The 17140-nt window shown below is 51.8% G+C and carries 19 protein-coding genes; 12 read left to right on the forward strand and 7 right to left on the reverse strand.

The features are described from left to right. The first annotated feature begins 143 nt into the window (after window positions 1-143). Complete coding sequence (locus tag AJE_RS15690; RefSeq protein WP_008607883.1) at window positions 144-914, forward strand: class II glutamine amidotransferase; 771 nt, start codon at window positions 144-146, stop codon at window positions 912-914. On the opposite strand, the gene AJE_RS15695 is transcribed toward AJE_RS15690, so the two are convergent. The 7 genes from AJE_RS15695 to cmoA form a co-directional block, all read right to left on the reverse strand. Next, complete coding sequence (locus tag AJE_RS15695) at window positions 882-1649, reverse strand: DUF3108 domain-containing protein (RefSeq protein WP_008951670.1); 768 nt, start codon at window positions 1647-1649, stop codon at window positions 882-884. The genes AJE_RS15690 and AJE_RS15695 overlap by 33 nt on opposite strands. Beyond that, complete coding sequence (purN, locus tag AJE_RS15700) at window positions 1630-2292, reverse strand: phosphoribosylglycinamide formyltransferase (RefSeq protein ID WP_008951671.1); 663 nt, start codon at window positions 2290-2292, stop codon at window positions 1630-1632. Before purN ends, AJE_RS15695 begins: the two co-directional genes overlap by 20 nt. Before the next feature lie 9 nt (window positions 2293-2301). Then, window positions 2302-3345, reverse strand: coding sequence for a phosphoribosylformylglycinamidine cyclo-ligase (purM, locus tag AJE_RS15705; protein ID WP_008607887.1), 1044 nt, complete (start codon window positions 3343-3345; stop codon window positions 2302-2304). 74 nt (window positions 3346-3419) lie between these two features. Then, the gene (locus AJE_RS15710) at window positions 3420-3827 is read right to left on the reverse strand and encodes a DUF6278 family protein (protein WP_008951672.1); all 408 of its coding nucleotides are present in this window, start codon (window positions 3825-3827) and stop codon (window positions 3420-3422) included. Window positions 3828-3839: 12 nt separating this feature from the next. Continuing rightward, window positions 3840-4727 carry a LysR family transcriptional regulator gene (locus AJE_RS15715; RefSeq protein ID WP_008951673.1) on the reverse strand — a complete coding sequence of 296 codons (888 nt, stop codon included), beginning with the start codon at window positions 4725-4727 and terminating at the stop codon, window positions 3840-3842. A gap of 32 nt (window positions 4728-4759) precedes the next feature. Then, complete coding sequence (gene cmoB, locus AJE_RS15720) at window positions 4760-5725, reverse strand: tRNA 5-methoxyuridine(34)/uridine 5-oxyacetic acid(34) synthase CmoB (RefSeq protein WP_008951674.1); 966 nt, start codon at window positions 5723-5725, stop codon at window positions 4760-4762. Window positions 5726-5727: 2 nt separating this feature from the next. After that, entirely contained in the window at window positions 5728-6456 is a 729-nt protein-coding gene (gene cmoA, locus AJE_RS15725) for a carboxy-S-adenosyl-L-methionine synthase CmoA (RefSeq protein ID WP_008951675.1), read from the reverse strand. A gap of 196 nt (window positions 6457-6652) precedes the next feature. Between cmoA and aspS the strand changes: the two genes are divergently transcribed. The 11 genes from aspS to ybgF all read left to right on the forward strand — a co-directional run bounded on the left by aspS (window position 6653) and on the right by ybgF (window position 17103). Then, entirely contained in the window at window positions 6653-8428 is a 1776-nt protein-coding gene (aspS, locus tag AJE_RS15730; protein WP_008951676.1) for an aspartate--tRNA ligase, read from the forward strand. A 90-nt stretch (window positions 8429-8518) separates the two neighbouring features. After that, window positions 8519-9262 (forward strand): YebC/PmpR family DNA-binding transcriptional regulator, encoded by a 744-nt coding sequence (locus AJE_RS15735; protein ID WP_008951677.1) that lies wholly within the window; start codon window positions 8519-8521, stop codon window positions 9260-9262. Window positions 9263-9264: 2 nt separating this feature from the next. Continuing rightward, window positions 9265-9789: a crossover junction endodeoxyribonuclease RuvC gene (gene ruvC, locus AJE_RS15740; protein ID WP_008951678.1), complete on the forward strand. Its 525-nt coding sequence runs from the start codon at window positions 9265-9267 to the stop codon at window positions 9787-9789. 9 nt (window positions 9790-9798) lie between these two features. Next, on the forward strand, window positions 9799-10419 hold the full coding sequence (gene ruvA, locus AJE_RS15745; protein ID WP_008951679.1) for a Holliday junction branch migration protein RuvA: 621 nt from the start codon (window positions 9799-9801) through the stop codon (window positions 10417-10419). A gap of 3 nt (window positions 10420-10422) precedes the next feature. Further along, window positions 10423-11433: a Holliday junction branch migration DNA helicase RuvB gene (gene ruvB / locus AJE_RS15750; RefSeq protein ID WP_008607900.1), complete on the forward strand. Its 1011-nt coding sequence runs from the start codon at window positions 10423-10425 to the stop codon at window positions 11431-11433. Between the two features lie 883 nt (window positions 11434-12316). Further along, a complete protein-coding gene (tolQ, locus tag AJE_RS15755; RefSeq protein ID WP_008607902.1) occupies window positions 12317-13006 on the forward strand; it encodes a protein TolQ in 690 nt (229 codons plus the stop codon). After that, window positions 13006-13431, forward strand: coding sequence for a protein TolR (gene tolR / locus AJE_RS15760; protein ID WP_008607903.1), 426 nt, complete (start codon window positions 13006-13008; stop codon window positions 13429-13431). The genes tolQ and tolR overlap by 1 nt, the downstream gene beginning before the upstream one ends. Further along, window positions 13421-14386, forward strand: a complete 966-nt coding sequence (gene tolA, locus AJE_RS15765; RefSeq protein ID WP_008607905.1) for a cell envelope integrity protein TolA — start codon at window positions 13421-13423, stop codon at window positions 14384-14386. Before tolR ends, tolA begins: the two co-directional genes overlap by 11 nt. Before the next feature lie 2 nt (window positions 14387-14388). Beyond that, on the forward strand, window positions 14389-15735 hold the full coding sequence (tolB, locus tag AJE_RS15770; RefSeq protein ID WP_039925207.1) for a Tol-Pal system beta propeller repeat protein TolB: 1347 nt from the start codon (window positions 14389-14391) through the stop codon (window positions 15733-15735). Window positions 15736-15772: 37 nt separating this feature from the next. Then, window positions 15773-16291: a peptidoglycan-associated lipoprotein Pal gene (gene pal / locus AJE_RS15775; protein WP_008607908.1), complete on the forward strand. Its 519-nt coding sequence runs from the start codon at window positions 15773-15775 to the stop codon at window positions 16289-16291. Window positions 16292-16311: 20 nt separating this feature from the next. After that, complete coding sequence (gene ybgF / locus AJE_RS15780; RefSeq protein WP_008607909.1) at window positions 16312-17103, forward strand: tol-pal system protein YbgF; 792 nt, start codon at window positions 16312-16314, stop codon at window positions 17101-17103. The last annotated feature ends 37 nt before the right edge of the window (window positions 17104-17140 follow it).

Consider the following 17140-nt stretch of genomic DNA (forward strand, 5'->3'; position numbering starts at 1 on the left):
CAATTCGTGTTGATGCACTGGCGTTGCAGCTGTCAACAAAAGTTGCAGACACTGTTAGTTACGTTTTAGCATAGCAATCAGATGTGAAATGTACCGCTAAACAGTGGGGTTTTTCCGGAGTTTTCAGATGCGGAGACGGGCAGTTGTGTGAATTATTAGGCATGTCAGCTAATGTGCCAACGGATATTTGCTTTAGCTTTAAAGGCTTAAAGGAACGTGGTGGCCGCACTGGGCCGCATAAAGACGGTTGGGGCGTAGCGTTCTACGAAGGTAAGGGCGTGTGTACCTTTAAGGATGCCTTGCCCAGCTATCAGTCAGAAATCGCCCGCCTGGTCTCCGACTATCCAATCAAAAGTACGGCCGTGGTGGCCCATGTGCGGCAAGCTAACAGCGGCCGCGTTGGCCTTGAAAATACTCACCCTTTTACCCGCGAGCTGTGGGGCCGTTATTGGACCTATGCCCATAATGGCCAGCTAAAGGATTTCCGCCAGTTAGCAGTCGAGCGCTTTCAGCCGGTAGGGACTACCGACAGTGAACGGGCGTTTTGCTATCTGCTGAGTGAGCTGGTGAAACGCTATCCGAACCGCAGTCCTGGCCCTAAAGCGGCGATGCGCTTTATCGCCCGGCTGTTACCGCGCCTGCAACAGCTGGGAGTGTTTAATATGCTGCTAACGGATGGCGAGTATGTGCTGGCATTTTGCACCACTAAGCTGCATTGGATCACCCGCCGCGCGCCCTTTGGTGTGGCGCGCTTGTCTGATGTTGATGTGGATATTGATTTTAGCCGGGAAACCACACCCAAGGATGTGGTTACCATTATTGCCACAGAGCCGCTGACTAACAACGAGCAGTGGCATAAGATGCAGCCGGGGGAGGCGCAGTTATTCCGTTTCGGTGAGCCGCTCGGGCGCTAAACGCTGTAGCCACTCTAATTTGTGGAGCTGCACATCAAATTGCTCGACATTATCTTCACCGCGCCATAGACGTACCAGCATATAATCCAGCTCCGGTGCTACCCAGGCCAGCACCTGCTTATCGCTGTTTTCTTCTACCCGGGCGATCCGGATCGCGCGCAGGTTGCCATAGGGCAGGGCCAGTGGCTCTTCCAGTTCCACCCGGTAATGGTAGGTGCGGCTATTACCATCCCGGTTCAGCACCTGATAACTGAACTCCGTTTTACCTGCTTTCAGATCCGTTACCAGTTGTTGATGGTAACTAAGTGGATCTAACCAGTTATCCTGCCATGGGATCTGTTTCAGGGTGGCTCTTTTGCCTGTCAACACCTGCTGCTGTTGCCAGTCCAGCCGCCATTCATAATGCCGGTTGCTGCCGGTGCCGCTGCGTTTCATCAGGTAGTGTACAGGCCGGATCTGCCCTTGTTCTACCTTAAACTCTGATAATTCACTGCGTTTATCACTAAACACCAGCCAGCTGATATCACTGCTGTAGCCCATTTCATAATGCTGGCCTTTATCGTGCAGATAGCGACGGGCTTTACCATGGTTTTTACCGGCTCGGTAAATTAAATATTCGGCGTTAAAGGTGCTGAAGGCTGGCGCCTCGACCGTGACAGGGGCTGCAGCCTGAGCTGCAGCGCTGAGTAAACAGGTGGTAATTAATACGGCAGCGCTATGGCGCCACCTCGACATCATCCTCATCCTGGGCATAACCTTGTGCTGGAAGTACGTTACCGTCTAACCATGCCTCATTTGCCCGTTGTTGTAAACGGTCCTGACAGAACCAGCGCACCACCAGCGGATAAATCTGATGTTCCTGCGCATGAACCCGCTCTGCTACGATTGAAGCATCGTCCCCCGGGAAAATCGGTACCTTGGCCTGTAAAATTACCGGACCACCGTCCAGTTGCTCGGTAACAAAATGTACGCTGCAACCATGTTCGGTATCACCGGCGTCAATTGCCCGCTGGTGGGTAGCCAATCCCTGATACTTAGGTAGCAAAGAAGGGTGAATGTTCAATAATTTACCGGAAAAGTGCTGCACAAATTCTGCAGTCAGGATGCGCATAAAGCCAGCCAGCACAATTAAATCAGGCTTAAATTGCTCAATCGCAGCAATCAGTGCCTGATCATAGGCTTCCCGGCTGTCGAAACCTTTATGACTAAGCACTGCGGTACTGATACCGGCGGCTTCAGCCCGCTTTAAGCCAAAGGCGTTTGCCTTGTTCGAGATCACCCCGGTAATCTTACCGGGGATAAAGCCCGCAGCACAGCTATCCAGCAGGGCTTGCAAATTGCTGCCACTGCCGGAAATCAGCACGACGATAGATTTCATGCTGCCTCGTTACTCGTTGATAATAACCAGTTGCTCGTCAGCCGCCGCAGCCTGGATTTCACCGAGGTGCCAGGCAGTTTCACCAGCTTGTTGTAATTGTGACAGGGCATTATCGAGTTGTGCAGCTGGTACTACCACTATCATCCCAACACCGCAGTTAAAGGTGCGGTACATTTCATGGCGACTGATATTGCCCTGCTGTTGCAGCCAGTCAAAAATCGCCGGCCACTGCCAGCTCTTGCCATTAATCACGGCCTTGGTATCGGCTGGTAACACCCGTGGAATATTTTCCCAGAAGCCACCGCCAGTGATATGACACAAAGCATGTACCGGTGTGGTTTTAAACAGCGCCAGCAAATTCTTCACATAAATGCGGGTTGGTTCCAGCAGATGATCAGCCAGAGACTTGCCTGCCAATAACGTGTCAGGGGATTGACCTGACACTTCCAGTACCTTGCGGATCAGTGAAAAGCCATTAGAGTGTGGGCCAGAAGACGCTAAGGCAATCAGTTGATCGCCGGGTTGGACTTTAGTGCCATCGATAATATCGGCTTTTTCGACCACGCCGACGCAGAAACCGGCGATATCATAGTCATCACCATGATACATGCCTGGCATTTCAGCGGTTTCACCGCCAACCAGTGCACAGCCTGACTGGACACAGCCTTCCGCAATACCGGCTACCACGCGCGACGCCGTATCGACATCTAATTTACCGGTGGCGTAATAATCGAGGAAAAACAGCGGTTCGGCACCCTGAACTACCAGATCGTTCACGCACATCGCAACCAGATCGATGCCTACGCCATCATGGCGTTTTAAATCCATCGCCAAGCGTAACTTAGTGCCGACACCGTCGGTACCTGACACCAGCACCGGCTCTTTATAACCGGCAGGGATCTGGCACAGCGCGCCAAAACCACCGAGGCCACCAATGACTTCCGGACGGGTGGTGCGCTTAACCGCGCCTTTGATCCGATCAACCAGCGCATTACCTGCGTCTATGTCTACTCCGGCGTCTTTATAGCTTAAAGATGTTTTCTGCTCGCTCACGGCTTTCCTCGAATGGCTTGGGGGTTGGCTAAAGAGGGCGCTATTTTACCTTTTTAACGGCGCCGACAAAAGCCTTACTGTGTAGCATTCTCACGTGCCTGACGCAGATAGTCCTGCAAGCTGATACTGTCATGGTTCACAATTTTATGGTAACACACTGATGCAAAAGGAAATTCCTTGTCGCTAAAACCCACTGCCATATAGGGTGCACTTTCATCCGCCGTATTATTTTGCCACTGGCCGCCAACGTGGCGGATAAAGACTTCACCAATATAGGCACCAATAATATTACAGAGGGTAAACAGCAGCTCACTGGAATGGGGTTTACTCTGTTGATCCTGATGCAAGCGGGATAACAGCTGGTCGACTTGGTGCAGGCTATCCAGACTGTAATCTAGTGTCAGTTGGTGCTGCTCGGCAGCATAACCTACGGCATCTGCTGCAGATTGCTGCATCAGTGTACTCAGTTCCTGTGATTGCATAATGTCTCCTGATTATTTTTGATGTGCGGCCAGTAACAGTTGGCGCAATTGCCGGCTGCCAGGCCCCAGTGTTTCTTCTTGTGGTGCCAACAGGCTCATGGGTACCAGCCGCTCGGTACTTTGTTTAAGCGGTAAGCGGCAGAGTTGACCAGTATCGAGCTGTGGCTGCGCCACAAAGTCGGGTAGCCAACAAAAGCCCAGGCCCAGTTGCAAGATCTCGACGGCTTCGTAAAAGTTATCTACTGTCCAGCGTTGCTCTGCCTTTAACCAGCCCATATGCTCCTGCGGTTTAATCGCCGTATCCCGGATCACGATCTGCAGCTGCTGACTCAGTTCATTCTGATCCAGGCTCTCGATAGCGGCTAACGGATGCTGGCTCCCCACTACCGGAATAAAGCGGGTCACATACAGCGGTTCACTGAGATAACCTTTGGGCACCACGCCGGTAATTACCAGGTCCGCTTTTTTCTGGGTAATAATTTCACTGGTGCCGGTCAGTACGGTATCAATAATCTGCACCCGGCTGCCGCGACTCAGCGGATAAAAGGCCTGTAGCGCCTGATATAAAAACTGTTTCGGATAGGCCAATTCCGTCGCGATGCGGATCTCCGGCTCCCAGCCCTTGTCCAGGTTATCGGCCAACAACTCTAAGTCTTCAATTTGCTGGGTCAGAATACGGGAGCGGCGCAACATCACTTCACCGGCTGCTGTGAGCTGGGCTTTGCGGCCAATGACTTCCAATAATTCCACCCCAAGCTGCGATTGCAATTTGGCCACCGCATGATTGAGTGACGATTGGCTTTTGTTCAGTAACTCGGCGGCCTGGGCATAGCCGCCGGCGTCTACGACTGCCTGTAAAATACGCCATTGCTCTAGGGTGGACTTTGGTCGAAATGGCATAGAATACTGTGCTCCTGCTAGGGGCTGCGCCGTTACACCCGGGCCAGCACCACGGCCCGTAATGGCGCCGGATAACCTTCAATGGTCTTACTATGATCATTCGGATCGAGAAAATCAATCAGACTTTCATTTTCCATCCAGGCTGTGGCGCGCTGCTCCTCCAGGCTGGTAGTATTTAAATCAACCACCCGTACATCCTTAAAGCCAAGTCGGGTTAGCCAGTGGCATAAGGCGGCGGTACTGGGTATAAACCAGACATTACGCATTTTGGCATAGCGCTCACCCGGCACTAACACTGTTTGCTCGTTGCCTTCGACGACTAAGGTCTCCAACACCAGCTCGCCACCCGGCCGCAGTTGTTGCTTTAATTGCTGTAAAAAATCCAGCGGTGAGCGGCGATGGTATAACACCCCCATCGAGAATACCGTATCGAACTGCTTTAAGACGGGCATCTCGTCGATTCCAATCGGGATTAAATTCACCGCCGGATCCGGATTAAAGTGTTTAATGGCCTGAAACTGCGCATAAAACAGTTGCGACGGGTCGATACCGACCACAAAACGGGCGCCGGCACCGCGCATCCGCCATAAGTGATAGCCGCTGCCACAGCCGACATCGAGCACAGTGCGGTTAGCTAAATTACTGATATGCGGCAATACGCGCTGCCATTTCCAATCCGAGCGCCACTCGGTATCAATGTCAATGCCGTGAATGGAGAAGGGGCCTTTGCGCCAGGGTTTTAATTGTTGTAATAAATAGCGAATGCGTTCGGCTTCGCCGGCGCTGATATCAGCGCCGGTACCGAATTTCACCTCCTGCTGTAGCTCAACGACCGAGGGCCTGGTTACGGGCAAATGCTGCAACACCTTTTGCCAGCTGGCAAAGTCACCATGTAGCGCTTCTTTGCGCCAGTTGGCCAGTTGGGCCGGTAAGGTTTCCAGCCAGGCGCTTAACTGGTTTTGCGCCAGGGCGGCATAAAAGGGAGAAAAATCCAGCATGCTTAATCCTTAATCGCCAGCATCGAGCAGAAATTAAAACACTGAAACCACAGTGTTTGCTTGTTAAAACCCGCTTGCTGCAATCTGCTGCGATGGGTTTGCAGGCTATCCGGGCGCATCACATTTTCCAGCGCGGTACGCTTTTGGCTGATTTCCAGCTCGCTGTAGCCATTGGCACGTTTAAAGTCGTGGTGCAAGTCAATCAGTAGCTCATTGGTCAGGCTATCGTCGTTAATAAATTTCTCGGACAGGAGCAGCAGGCCACCTGGTTTTAAGCCCTGATAAATTTTATTAATCAGCGCACTACGATCCTCAGGCGCTAAAAACTGCAGTGTAAAGTTCACCACGACCACGGCAGCATGTTCAATCGCCACATCACGGATATCGGCCAGCAGGATCTCCACCGGCACCTCAGAGCGAAATGCCTGTAAGTGCAGCTGACACCGCTCGACCATCGCCGCACTGTTATCGACACCAATGATCCTGCTATTAGCGGCACTAATATTGCGGCGCATCGCCAGCGTACCGGCACCCAGCGAGCAACCGAGATCATAGTAATGACTGTCAGGCTGTTGAAAGCGGGCGGTTAGCTTACCAATGGTCTGAATAATGGTCTGATAGCCGGGTACTGAACGCTGAATCATATCCGGGAATACTTCGGCCACGGCCGCGTCAAAGCGAAAATCGGCAATATGGGCCAGCGGATCGGCATACACCTGATCTTTTTGCATCTTAATTTCTCAATAAGGGCACGATATGGCCGGCATTTTAACGCAAAGGCGGGCACTTTTCTGCAGTTAATCGTCAACACGCCCTCGCAACAAGCTTTAACTGCTTTTCCAAAGCGGGCAGTGACATTAAAGCGCATTTCGCTATAATTAGCGCCCATTGAATACAGCACTTCAGCTTGAATGAAAGGAAAGGTTAATGCGTAGCCATTATTGCGGTAAGTTAACGGCAACAGAAGTTGGGCAAGACGTCACCTTAAGTGGTTGGGTCAACCGGCGGCGGGATCTGGGCGGTCTGATTTTTATTGACTTGCGTGACCGTGAAGGTCTGGTGCAGGTGGTATGTGACCCGGATTTAAAAGATTTGTTCGATGTTGCCTATACCGTGCGTAATGAATACTGCATTCAGATAAAAGGTCAGGTGCGGGCGCGCCCGGCATCCCAGGTAAATCAGGAGATGGCCACCGGCGCGGTAGAAGTTTATGCCAGTGAGCTGACCATTCTGAATAAGGCCGCGCCACTGCCACTGGACTTTAACCATGAAAACAGCGAAGAGCAGCGCCTGAAATACCGCTACCTGGATTTACGCCGGCCGCTGATGAGCGACCGGCTGAAATTCCGCGCTAAGGTCACCAGCTTTGTGCGCAATTTTATGGACAGCCAGGGCTTTTTAGATGTCGAAACGCCGATCCTAACCAAGGCTACACCAGAGGGCGCGCGCGATTATCTGGTACCCAGCCGCACCCACAAAGGCCAGTTCTTTGCGTTGCCACAATCACCACAGCTGTTTAAGCAGCTGTTGATGATGTCAGGTCTGGATCGCTACTACCAGATCGTGAAATGCTTCCGTGATGAAGACTTACGGGCCGATCGCCAGCCGGAGTTTACCCAGATCGATATCGAAACCTCCTTTATGACGGCGCCGGAAGTGATGGCGGTGACCGAGCAGATGGTACGTGAGATGTTCCAGAGCCTGCTGAATGTTGATTTAGGCGATTTCCCACGCATGCCGTATTGGGAAGCGATGCGCTTATACGGTTCCGACAAGCCGGATTTACGGAACCCGATGCAGTTTGTCGATGTGGCTGACTTATTAAAAGACGTCGAATTTAAAGTCTTCTCCGGCCCGGCCAATGATCCAAAAGGTCGCGTCGTGGCATTAAAGGTCCCCGGCGCCGCCGAGAAAATCTCCCGCAAAGATATCGACAACTACACCAGCTTTGTTGGCATCTATGGCGCCAAGGGTTTAGCCTGGTTGAAAGTTAACGATCTGGCAGCAGGCGCTGAAGGTATCCAGTCACCGGTAGCCAAGTTCTTAAGCGCCGGGATCATTACCGAAATTCTGGCCCGTACCGGCGCGGCGAATGGCGATTTAATTTTCTTTGGTGCCGATAGCTACAAAGTTGTCTGCGAGGCCATGGGCGCACTGCGCTTAAAGCTGGGCGAAGACTTAAAACTGACGGTACCAGGCTGGAAGCCGCTGTGGGTGGTAGACTTCCCAATGTTTGAAGAAAACGATGATGGCAGCTACTCGGCAGTGCACCATCCGTTTACCTCACCACTGGACACGGCGCATTTCCTGAATACCCCGAATAACGAGCTCAAGCTCGGTGAGCTGTTATCCAATGCCTACGACATGGTGTTAAACGGCACTGAATTAGGTGGTGGCTCAGTGCGGATCCACACCGCTGAAGTGCAGGCCAAGGTCTTTACCTTATTAGGCATCAGCGATGAAGAAGCGGCCGAGAAATTTGGTTTCCTGCTCGAAGCGTTAAAATACGGCGCGCCGCCGCATGCCGGTTTGGCCTTTGGCCTGGATCGCCTGGTGATGTTGATGACTGGCGCGACCTCAATCCGTGATGTGATGGCGTTCCCGAAAACCGCTACTGCAGCCTGTCCGCTCACGGATGCACCGGGTGCCGCTAATCCAGCTCAATTAGCTGAACTGGGTATTCAGGTGGCGGTCAAAGCCTGAGTTTAAGCAGCGAAACAACCGCTAAGCTTGTGCAGTGGGCCTTGCCCACTGCGTCTTTACCCCGCAGTTTTTACAAGCACAGGAGCAGCGATGGCTGGACACAGTAAATGGGCCAATATGAAGCATCGTAAGGCCCGCCAGGATGCGAAGAAAAACAAAATCTGGACCAAGATGATCCGCGAGCTGACCACCGCAGCCCGCATCAGCCCCGATGTTGCGGCTAATCCACGCTTACGTTTGGCTGTCGACAAAGCCTTAAGTGAAAATATGACCCGCGATACCATTGAGCGCGCCATTAAGCGCGGTGCCGGGATGCAGGACGGTGAGCAATACGAAGAGCTGGTCTACGAAGGCTATGGGCCGGGTGGGGTCGCGGTTATCGTTGAAACCATGACCGACAATAATAAGCGCACTGTAGCTGATGTGCGGCATGCCTTTAGCAAATACGGCGGTAACCTCGGCACCAGCGGTTCAGTCGCCTATATGTTTCAACGCAAGGGCGTGTTGTTGTTTGCGCCGGGCATTGATGAAGACCAGCTGCTGGAATTAGCGTTGGATGCCGGTGCCGATGATGTGCAAAGCCATGATGATGGCAGTCAGGAAGTGCTGACCAGCCCGGACGCCTTCAGTGCCGTCAAAGATGCGTTAGCGGCGGCCGGTTTTACTGCCGAATCAGCAGAAATCACCCTGTTACCGGATACCCGCGCTGAACTTGATGCCGATACCGCGGCCAGGTTTATTAAAATGCTCGACGCGCTGGAAGACTCTGACGATGTGCAAAACGTTTACCATAATGCCGACATTAGCGACGACATTATGGCAACTCTGGAGTAAGCTTGGCCATTATTCTGGGTATCGACCCCGGCAGCCGGCTGACCGGTTATGGCGTGATTAAGCAGCTTGGCGGTAACTTTAGTTATGTCGCCAGCGGCTGTATCCGTACCGGTACCGATGAGCTGCCGGAGCGGTTGATCCGCATTTTTAATGGCGTAAGCGAAATTATCGCCCAAACTCAGCCCACCGTCTTTGCGATTGAGCAGGTCTTTATGGCGCGTAATGCCGACTCGGCGTTAAAGCTGGGGCAGGCTCGGGGGGCGGCTATCGTCGCCGCCTGCCATGCCGGGCTGTCGGTGTTTGAGTATTCTGCCCGTCAGGTGAAACAGGCGGTGGTTGGTACTGGCGCGGCCGATAAAGCGCAGGTACAGCATATGGTGCGCTATCTGTTGAAGCTGCCAGCCAACCCGCAAGCTGATGCTGCTGATGCACTGGCAGTAGCGCTGTGTCATGGTCATACCCAGCAGAGTCTGGTCAGTCTGGCCGGGCAGGCCAGTAAAACGGTACGCGGTCGTTTACGTAAATAAGGAAAGCTGATGATTGGTCGTTTACAAGGCACTATTCTGGAAAAACAACCCCCGGATCTGCTTATTGATGTTGGTGGTGTGGGTTATGAAGTGCAGCTGCCACTGACCAGCTTTTATGAATTACCGGAAGTGGGCAAAACCGCTATCCTCTATACCCACTTTGTGGTGCGTGAAGATGCGCAGCTACTCTATGGTTTTAGCAATCCGACCGAGCGCAGTTTATTTCGCCAGTTGATTAAAGCCAATGGCGTCGGCCCCAAGCTGGCGCTGACTATTTTATCCGGCATGACCGCGCAACATTTTGTGCGTTGTGTGCAGTTTGACGATATCAGCACCTTAATTAAGCTTCCTGGGGTCGGTAAAAAGACGGCTGAGCGGCTGGTGATTGAAATGCGCGACCGCCTAAAAGATTGGGGTGTGACACCTCAAACGCCGGTAACCGATAAGCTACTGCTCAGTGATGATGAAGCCATTTTCGCGCCGCCAGCCACAGCCGAGCAGGATGCGATTGGCGCTTTGCTGACCTTGGGGTATAGTCAGGCACAGGCCGCGAAAGCGGTAAAACAGTATTTAACGCCGGGGATTAGCAGCGAGCAGCTAATCAAGGCGGCCTTAAAGAGTATGATTTAAGCCATGATTGAAGCCGATCGCCTGCTGCAGCCGGGAATATTAAAAGAAGAAGAAGTAATTGACCGTGCGATACGGCCAAAAAGTCTGGCGGATTATACCGGTCAGCAGCATGTGCGCGAACAAATGGCGATCTTTATCGAAGCCGCCCGTGGTCGGGGCGATCCACTGGATCATTTACTGATTTTCGGCCCGCCGGGTTTGGGTAAAACCACGCTGGCGATGATTGTTGCTAACGAAATGGGCGTTAATATTAAAACCACCTCTGGCCCGGTGCTGGAAAAAGCCGGGGATCTCGCCGCGCTGTTAACCAATCTGGAGCAGAATGATGTGCTCTTTATTGATGAGATCCATCGCTTAAGTCCGGTGGTGGAAGAGATCCTGTATCCGGCGATGGAAGACTATCAGCTGGATATTATGATTGGCGAAGGGCCTGCCGCGCGCTCGATCAAACTTGATCTGCCGCCTTTTACGCTGGTGGGGGCCACCACCCGGGCCGGTGCCTTAACCTCACCCCTGCGCGACCGCTTTGGTATAGTGCAGCGGCTGGAATTCTATAAGGTCGAGGAGCTGAGTCAGATTATTCAGCGCTCAGCCCATTATCTGAATATGCAACTGGACGTGGCAGGGGCGACCGAAATTGCCCGCCGCTCGCGCGGCACACCGCGTATTGCGAACCGGCTGCTGCGCCGGGTGCGCGATTATGCGCAGGTAAAATCCAATGGTGTCGTGTCTATCGAGGTTGCCTCAGCCGCATTAAAAATGGTCGATGTCGATGCCGAGGGCTTTGATTATATGGACCGTAAGCTATTAACAGCTATTATTGACAGCTTTATGGGCGGGCCGGTCGGGCTGGATAACCTGGCGGCAGCGATCGGCGAAGAGAAAGAAACCATTGAAGATGTGATAGAGCCGTTTTTGATTCAGCAGGGTTTTATTCAGCGTACACCGCGCGGCCGTATCGCCACGCCAAGAGCTTATCGCCATCTGGGCTTTGACTTGCCCGAGGCGAAATAAGTCGAGTTAAAAAAAAGCCCGCTCAATGAGCGGGCAAGCAACAAGTTGAAGGAGTGCTTCAATAAATCCAGGGAACATGTTTGGAGCAAACAACAAAACCTCTCTCACAAAGTCTCATTGTTAAGTGAACTGTCTAAACAACCAAAACTCGCTACCAACTTTCTGGTTGTCTTTGCGCTAGCTCAGAACACCTGCGTATCTTAAAGATTTGGAGTAATTACTTCAAACGAGAAAAACTGACACTTTGCCATTAAAAAAACTAATGGATATTCCGAATGCTGCAGTAGGGAATGCCCAGCAACTTAACGGGTAAATCTGTAGATTTGTCGCTTGTTCATCCAGCGTTAAGCTTGGTTGCCCAAGATAAGCTTCGTGATACTTTAAGTCGGTAAAAATGATTTGTTCGGTAGTCGGTTTTACTACTGAATCCAGAATGCAGGCCGTGTTTTAATACCGCTGTAACACATTCTGATTTCGGGCAGAAAAACAAGTGGCGGCGCTAAAAAAATATAGTTGTGAAAAGCGATGCCAACCGATTGAGTTAAATTGCAGGCTTAATTATCATACAGGCGCGAAAAATCGTCGTTTCAGCTCATGCAGTTGCAGGCTTGTCTCAAAGTTGTTGTCGCCAGCACCATAGCGGTGGCATACGGACAAGTAAACCTGATTAACTCCCTGATTAATGAGGAAAAGCGCGCACCAGTGGGTAGCGTGCCCTTGCGGGTGAGCGAATGATACAACGACGGTTTTACGCATTAAGCTAAGCCCTTAGCTGCCGGTACAGGACAACTGAACCAACTTTGGTTGACTCAGTCTTGTCATATCAGTACCTTAGCATCAAAGGCTGCAAGTAATTCATTCGTTTAAACAGAGGTGCCAACAGGTGACAGGTTCAGGTGAAATTTCGATTCTGCATTTATTGCTCGAAGCCAGTATTGTGGTGCAGGCGGTTATGTTGATCCTGGTTGGTATGTCGATCACCTCCTGGGCGATGATTTTTAAACGCAAAAAAGTATTGAAAGCCGCACTGGATGACGCGAAAAAGTTTGAAGACCGTTTCTGGTCCGGTGTTGATCTGTCAAAGCTGTACGCCGAAGTCAGTGCCCGGCAGCAGGCAGATGGTCTGGAGTCATTATTTAAAGCTGGTTTTAAAGAGTTTGCCCGTTTGCACAAAAGCAGCCGCCAGTCAGCAGCCGTCATGGACGGTACTCACCGCGCGATGCGCGTTGGCTTGTCGCGCGAAGTAGAGCGCTTAGAGCAAGACCTGCCTTTTCTGGCTACCGTTGGTTCGATCAGCCCTTACATCGGTTTGTTTGGTACCGTATGGGGTATTATGAATTCCTTTATTGCACTGGGTTCAGTGCAACAAGCCACCTTGTCGATGGTCGCGCCGGGTATCGCTGAAGCCTTGATTGCGACTGCCATTGGTTTATTTGCTGCTATCCCGGCGGTTATCGCCTACAACAAGTTTTCGCACGAAGTTGAACAAATTGAAAGCAGCTACGTCAATTTCGTGGAAGAGTTTGCCAATATCCTGCATCGTCAGGCTGTCAGTAGCGGTGAGGCAGCCTGATGTATACCCGTAAAAAGCGTCGCCCGGTAGCTGAGATTAACGTCGTACCCTATATCGACGTTATGCTGGTGCTGTTGGTGATTTTTATGGTGACCATGCCGATCATTACCCAGGGCGTGAATGTTGAGCTGCCAAAATCTGCGGCTGAGCCAATCGCGCAGATGCAAGATGGCAAAACGCCGTTAATTGCGACTGTCGATGAAGGTGGCCTGTATTACTTTGAAAAAGACGGCAAACAGCAAGGTCCTTTTACGTCTTCACAATTACAGGTAGAAGTCGCCAGCTGGTTAACGATTGAACCTGGCACTCAGGTGATCGTCAAAGGGGATGGCCGCGTTGATTACAATTCCGTGATCCGCTTAATTAATGTATTAAAGCAAGCCGGTGCGCCGGCTGTCGGGTTGATGACGGACAATGAAGTTTGAACTGAGTGAAAAGTGGTGGCAAACCCCACTGGCTAAGTCGGTTGGGTTACATGTGGCGCTGGTATTGGGTTTGGTGATTAGTAGTTTAAGCTTTTGGCCAAAACCCACCCAGATTACTTTGTCCGGCGAAGCCGGCAGTGCCAGTGCTGAGCCGCCACCACCGCCGCCGGCACCGGTGCAGGCAGTGGCGATTGACCGTCAGGTGTTGGAACAACGTGTTGCGGAAATTCAAAAGCAACAGGAAGATGCTAAGCGCGCAGAAGAGCAGCGCATTCGTGACTTAGAGCGTCGTGCCCAGCAGGCAGAGCGCGCCCGGGCACAGGAAGAAGCTCGCTTAAAGCGGGTAGCGGAAGAGAAACGTAAGGCTGACGAAGCCGCCGCAGCGTCAAGACGTGCTGCAGCGGATGCCAAGAAGCAGCAGGAAGCCGAAGCGGCAAAAGCACGGGAAGCTGAACAGCAGCGTGCTGCGCGGGAGCAAGAGCGCAAGAAGGCCGAAGAAGCGGCTAAAGCGGCTGAAGCAAAGCGCAAAGCTGAACAGGAAGCTCTGGCTAAAGCCCAGGCTGAACGTGAGCGTCAGGCCAGAGAGCAGCGTGAGCGGGCAGAGCAGGAGCGGATGCTGCAAGAGCAACTGGCCGCTGAAGCCGAAGCCAGACGCCGTGCCCGTGCACAGCAGGCCGTAACCGAAGTACAACGTTACACGGCAATGATCAGTGATGCGATTACCCGCAATCTGATTAAAGATGAGTCTACCATGCGTGGTCGCTCGTGCCGGGTAAACATCCGTTTGGCGACTAATGGTTTTGTAACCAGCGTCAACGTCATCAGTGGCGACAGGGTAGTGTGCGACGCTGCCGTACGGGCAGTAAACCGGGCCGGAACCTTACCGATGTCTCAGGATCCGGATGTGTATAATCAGTTAAAAGATATAACCTTAACGGTGGCACCTGAATTTTGATTATGACTAGATTACTTCGAAGCGTGTTTTGCAGTGTTTTGTTACTGCTGGGGGTGCAGGCGCAAGCCTCACTGGAAATTATTATCACTGACGGTGTGGACTCAGCGCGGCCTATCGCGGTGTTGCCTTTCACCTTTAAAGGCACCAACCTGCCTCGTGAGAATATTGCTGAGGTGGTAGCGGCTGACTTAATGCGCAGCGGTAAGTTTAGCCCTATTCCTTTTATCAAAATGCCACAGCGGCCCTCCAAATCTGCCGAGATTAACTTCTCTGCCTGGGCGCGTGAGGGCGTTGAAGCTATCGTCATGGGTGAGATCACCGAAATTGGTATCGACCGTTATAGTGTTAGCTTTGAACTGATTGATGTATTAAAGGGCAATAGCGGCCTGAGTACGCAGATGCTGAATGCCGGCCAACTGGTAGGCAGTAGTCAGTTTATTCTGGACAGTCGTGAAACGGTGATTAACGGCGGTCAGTTCCGGCAGTACGCTCACAGAATCAGCGATATCGTTTACGAAAAGCTGACCGGTGAACGCGGCGCTTTCCTGACCAAAATCGCTTATGTGCTGGTTAAACCGCGCGACGAGTTTCCGTATCAATTGATCGTGGCCGATTACGATGGTTATAACCCTCAGGTGTTACTGCGCTCGAAAGAGCCGTTAATGTCACCGGATTGGTCACCTGATGGTACCAAGTTGGCTTACGTCACTTTTGAAAAGCGTCAGGCGCAGATCTATATCCAGGATATCTACACTGGCCGGCGCACCATTTTAACCGCCTTCCCGGGTATTAACAGCTCGCCGCGTTGGTCACCGGATGGCCGTCGTATGGCAATGGTGTTATCTAAAGACGGTAATGCGGAAATCTATGTGATGGATATCGCAACTAAGGCATTAACCCGGGTCACCAACCATCGCGCTATCGATACCGAGCCGAGTTGGTCACCAGATGGTAAAGAAATTGTATTTAGCTCGGAGCGTGGCGGTAATCCGCAGCTCTACACCGCAAATTTAGCAACAGGTGATACCCGTCGGTTAACTTTCCAGGGTGAAATGAACCTGGCCGGGACTTTTTCGCCTGATGGCCAATCCATAGTGATGGTAAATCGTACAAATGGACGCTATCATTTAGCACGTATGGATCGGCAGAGCCGTTTTTTACAAGTGTTAACCACGACGAATCTTGATGAGTCGCCCAGTGTTGCACCAAACGGTTCTATGATAATATACAGCACCATGCATGGTAACTCGCAGGTGTTGGCGCTAGTTTCTATGGATGGGCGTTTTAAAGCACGACTACCGGCGTCTGATGGACAAGTTAAATCGCCGGCCTGGTCACCTTTTTTATAAAACAAAAACTTGGTAAATTTAATCTAAGGACAACATTATGAACTTAAACAAAGTGTTAAAAGGTTTATTAGTTGCAGTTCCGGTATTAGCACTGGCAGCTTGTAGCTCTAAATCTTCTACTGGTGCCGGTGATGCCGACACTTCAGCAACTACTCAAACTGTACAGGTTGAGCGCGTAGATCCAAACGCTTCTGCTGCTGAGCAAATGCGTTTAAAAATGGAAGCTCTGCGTCGTGAAAACACTGTTTACTTCGACTTCGACAAATCGACTATCCGTCCAGAGTTTGCTGAAGTATTACAAGCACACGGTGAGTTCCTGCGCGCTAACCCAAGCGTACGTGTAACTATCGAAGGTCACACTGACGAGCGTGGCACTCCAGAGTACAACATCGCCCTGGGCGAGCGTCGTGCACTGTCTGTAGTACAGTACTTACAGAACCTGGGCGTAAGCGCTGGTCAACTGTCTACTGTTAGCTACGGTGAAGAGAAGCCAGCTGTTCGTGGTACCAACGAAGCAGCTTACGCACAAAACCGTCGCGCAGTTTTAGTATATTAATTTAAACGGTACGAGTGAGGATGACAGTGAAGAAACCGCTGCTTATTGCAATGTCCTTAGTTAGTGCTGGTGTGCTGGCCAATCCGGCCCCGGTTACTGAGATAGGCAGAAGCGGCAGAGTTGCTTCTTCCACCACTGCTGTGGCAACAGGTTCTGTTGAACAGCGGCTGGCCGCTCTGGAGCGCGTGGTTGAAGCCCGTGCCGAAGCGCAGGTAAGAATGCAGCAACAACTGCAGATCTTGCTGGATGAAGTCAGTGAGCTGCGTGGTGTTACTGAAAACCACTCGTATCAGCTGGATGAAATCGTTCAGCGGCAACGTGATATTTACCAGGAAATCGAACGGCGGGTAAGTGCCGTGCAGGGCAGTGCTGGCAACAGCACTGCCAGTTCGGCAGCCGCAGCGAGTGGCCCGGCAGTCACGGTTTCGGGCAATGCCTCGGAAAATGACGCCTATGAGAGAGCGGTCAACTTAGTGCTGAAAGATCGGCGCTTTGATGCTGCTATTCCAGAATTTGAGAATTTTTTGCGTACCTATCCCAATTCAGTTTACGCGCCGAATGCTCACTTTTGGCTTGGTCAGTTATTGTTTAATAACAATGATAATGCAAAAGCCAAAACCTCGTTTGAGCGGGTGGTGACAAACTTCCCCGATTCGAACAAAGTAGCGGATGCGTTGTTGAAACTGGGGCAGATCGCCGAGCGGCAGAATGATAAGGCTACGGCCTTAACTCATTATCGCAAGGTGGTGTCAGCTCATGGCAGTACAACAGCTGCCAGGCTGGCGAAAGAGCGGATAGACGCGCTGAAATGATCGACCCGGCCAAGTGCCGGGTTTTTTATGTGCGCCC

The organism is Alishewanella jeotgali KCTC 22429, assembly GCF_000245735.1.
In the GTDB taxonomy this organism is placed as follows: domain Bacteria; phylum Pseudomonadota; class Gammaproteobacteria; order Enterobacterales; family Alteromonadaceae; genus Alishewanella; species Alishewanella jeotgali.

What these genes read in the sequence shown, in the direction of transcription:
- AJE_RS15715 (WP_008951673.1), bottom strand. Translation starts at nt 4,727, where the DNA reads ATGCCATTTCGACCAAAGTCCACCCTAGAGCAATGGCGTATTTTACAG.
- cmoB (WP_008951674.1), bottom strand. Translation starts at nt 5,725, where the DNA reads ATGCTGGATTTTTCTCCCTTTTATGCCGCCCTGGCGCAAAACCAGTTA.
- pal (WP_008607908.1), top strand. Translation starts at nt 15,773, where the DNA reads ATGAACTTAAACAAAGTGTTAAAAGGTTTATTAGTTGCAGTTCCGGTA.
- aspS (WP_008951676.1), top strand. Translation starts at nt 6,653, where the DNA reads ATGCGTAGCCATTATTGCGGTAAGTTAACGGCAACAGAAGTTGGGCAA.
- cmoA (WP_008951675.1), bottom strand. Translation starts at nt 6,456, where the DNA reads ATGCAAAAAGATCAGGTGTATGCCGATCCGCTGGCCCATATTGCCGAT.
- ybgF (WP_008607909.1), top strand. Translation starts at nt 16,312, where the DNA reads ATGACAGTGAAGAAACCGCTGCTTATTGCAATGTCCTTAGTTAGTGCT.
- tolR (WP_008607903.1), top strand. Translation starts at nt 13,006, where the DNA reads ATGTATACCCGTAAAAAGCGTCGCCCGGTAGCTGAGATTAACGTCGTA.
- AJE_RS15695 (WP_008951670.1), bottom strand. Translation starts at nt 1,649, where the DNA reads ATGTCGAGGTGGCGCCATAGCGCTGCCGTATTAATTACCACCTGTTTA.
- ruvB (WP_008607900.1), top strand. Translation starts at nt 10,423, where the DNA reads ATGATTGAAGCCGATCGCCTGCTGCAGCCGGGAATATTAAAAGAAGAA.
- purN (WP_008951671.1), bottom strand. Translation starts at nt 2,292, where the DNA reads ATGAAATCTATCGTCGTGCTGATTTCCGGCAGTGGCAGCAATTTGCAA.
- tolB (WP_039925207.1), top strand. Translation starts at nt 14,389, where the DNA reads ATGACTAGATTACTTCGAAGCGTGTTTTGCAGTGTTTTGTTACTGCTG.
- AJE_RS15735 (WP_008951677.1), top strand. Translation starts at nt 8,519, where the DNA reads ATGGCTGGACACAGTAAATGGGCCAATATGAAGCATCGTAAGGCCCGC.
- tolA (WP_008607905.1), top strand. Translation starts at nt 13,421, where the DNA reads ATGAAGTTTGAACTGAGTGAAAAGTGGTGGCAAACCCCACTGGCTAAG.
- AJE_RS15710 (WP_008951672.1), bottom strand. Translation starts at nt 3,827, where the DNA reads ATGCAATCACAGGAACTGAGTACACTGATGCAGCAATCTGCAGCAGAT.
- ruvA (WP_008951679.1), top strand. Translation starts at nt 9,799, where the DNA reads ATGATTGGTCGTTTACAAGGCACTATTCTGGAAAAACAACCCCCGGAT.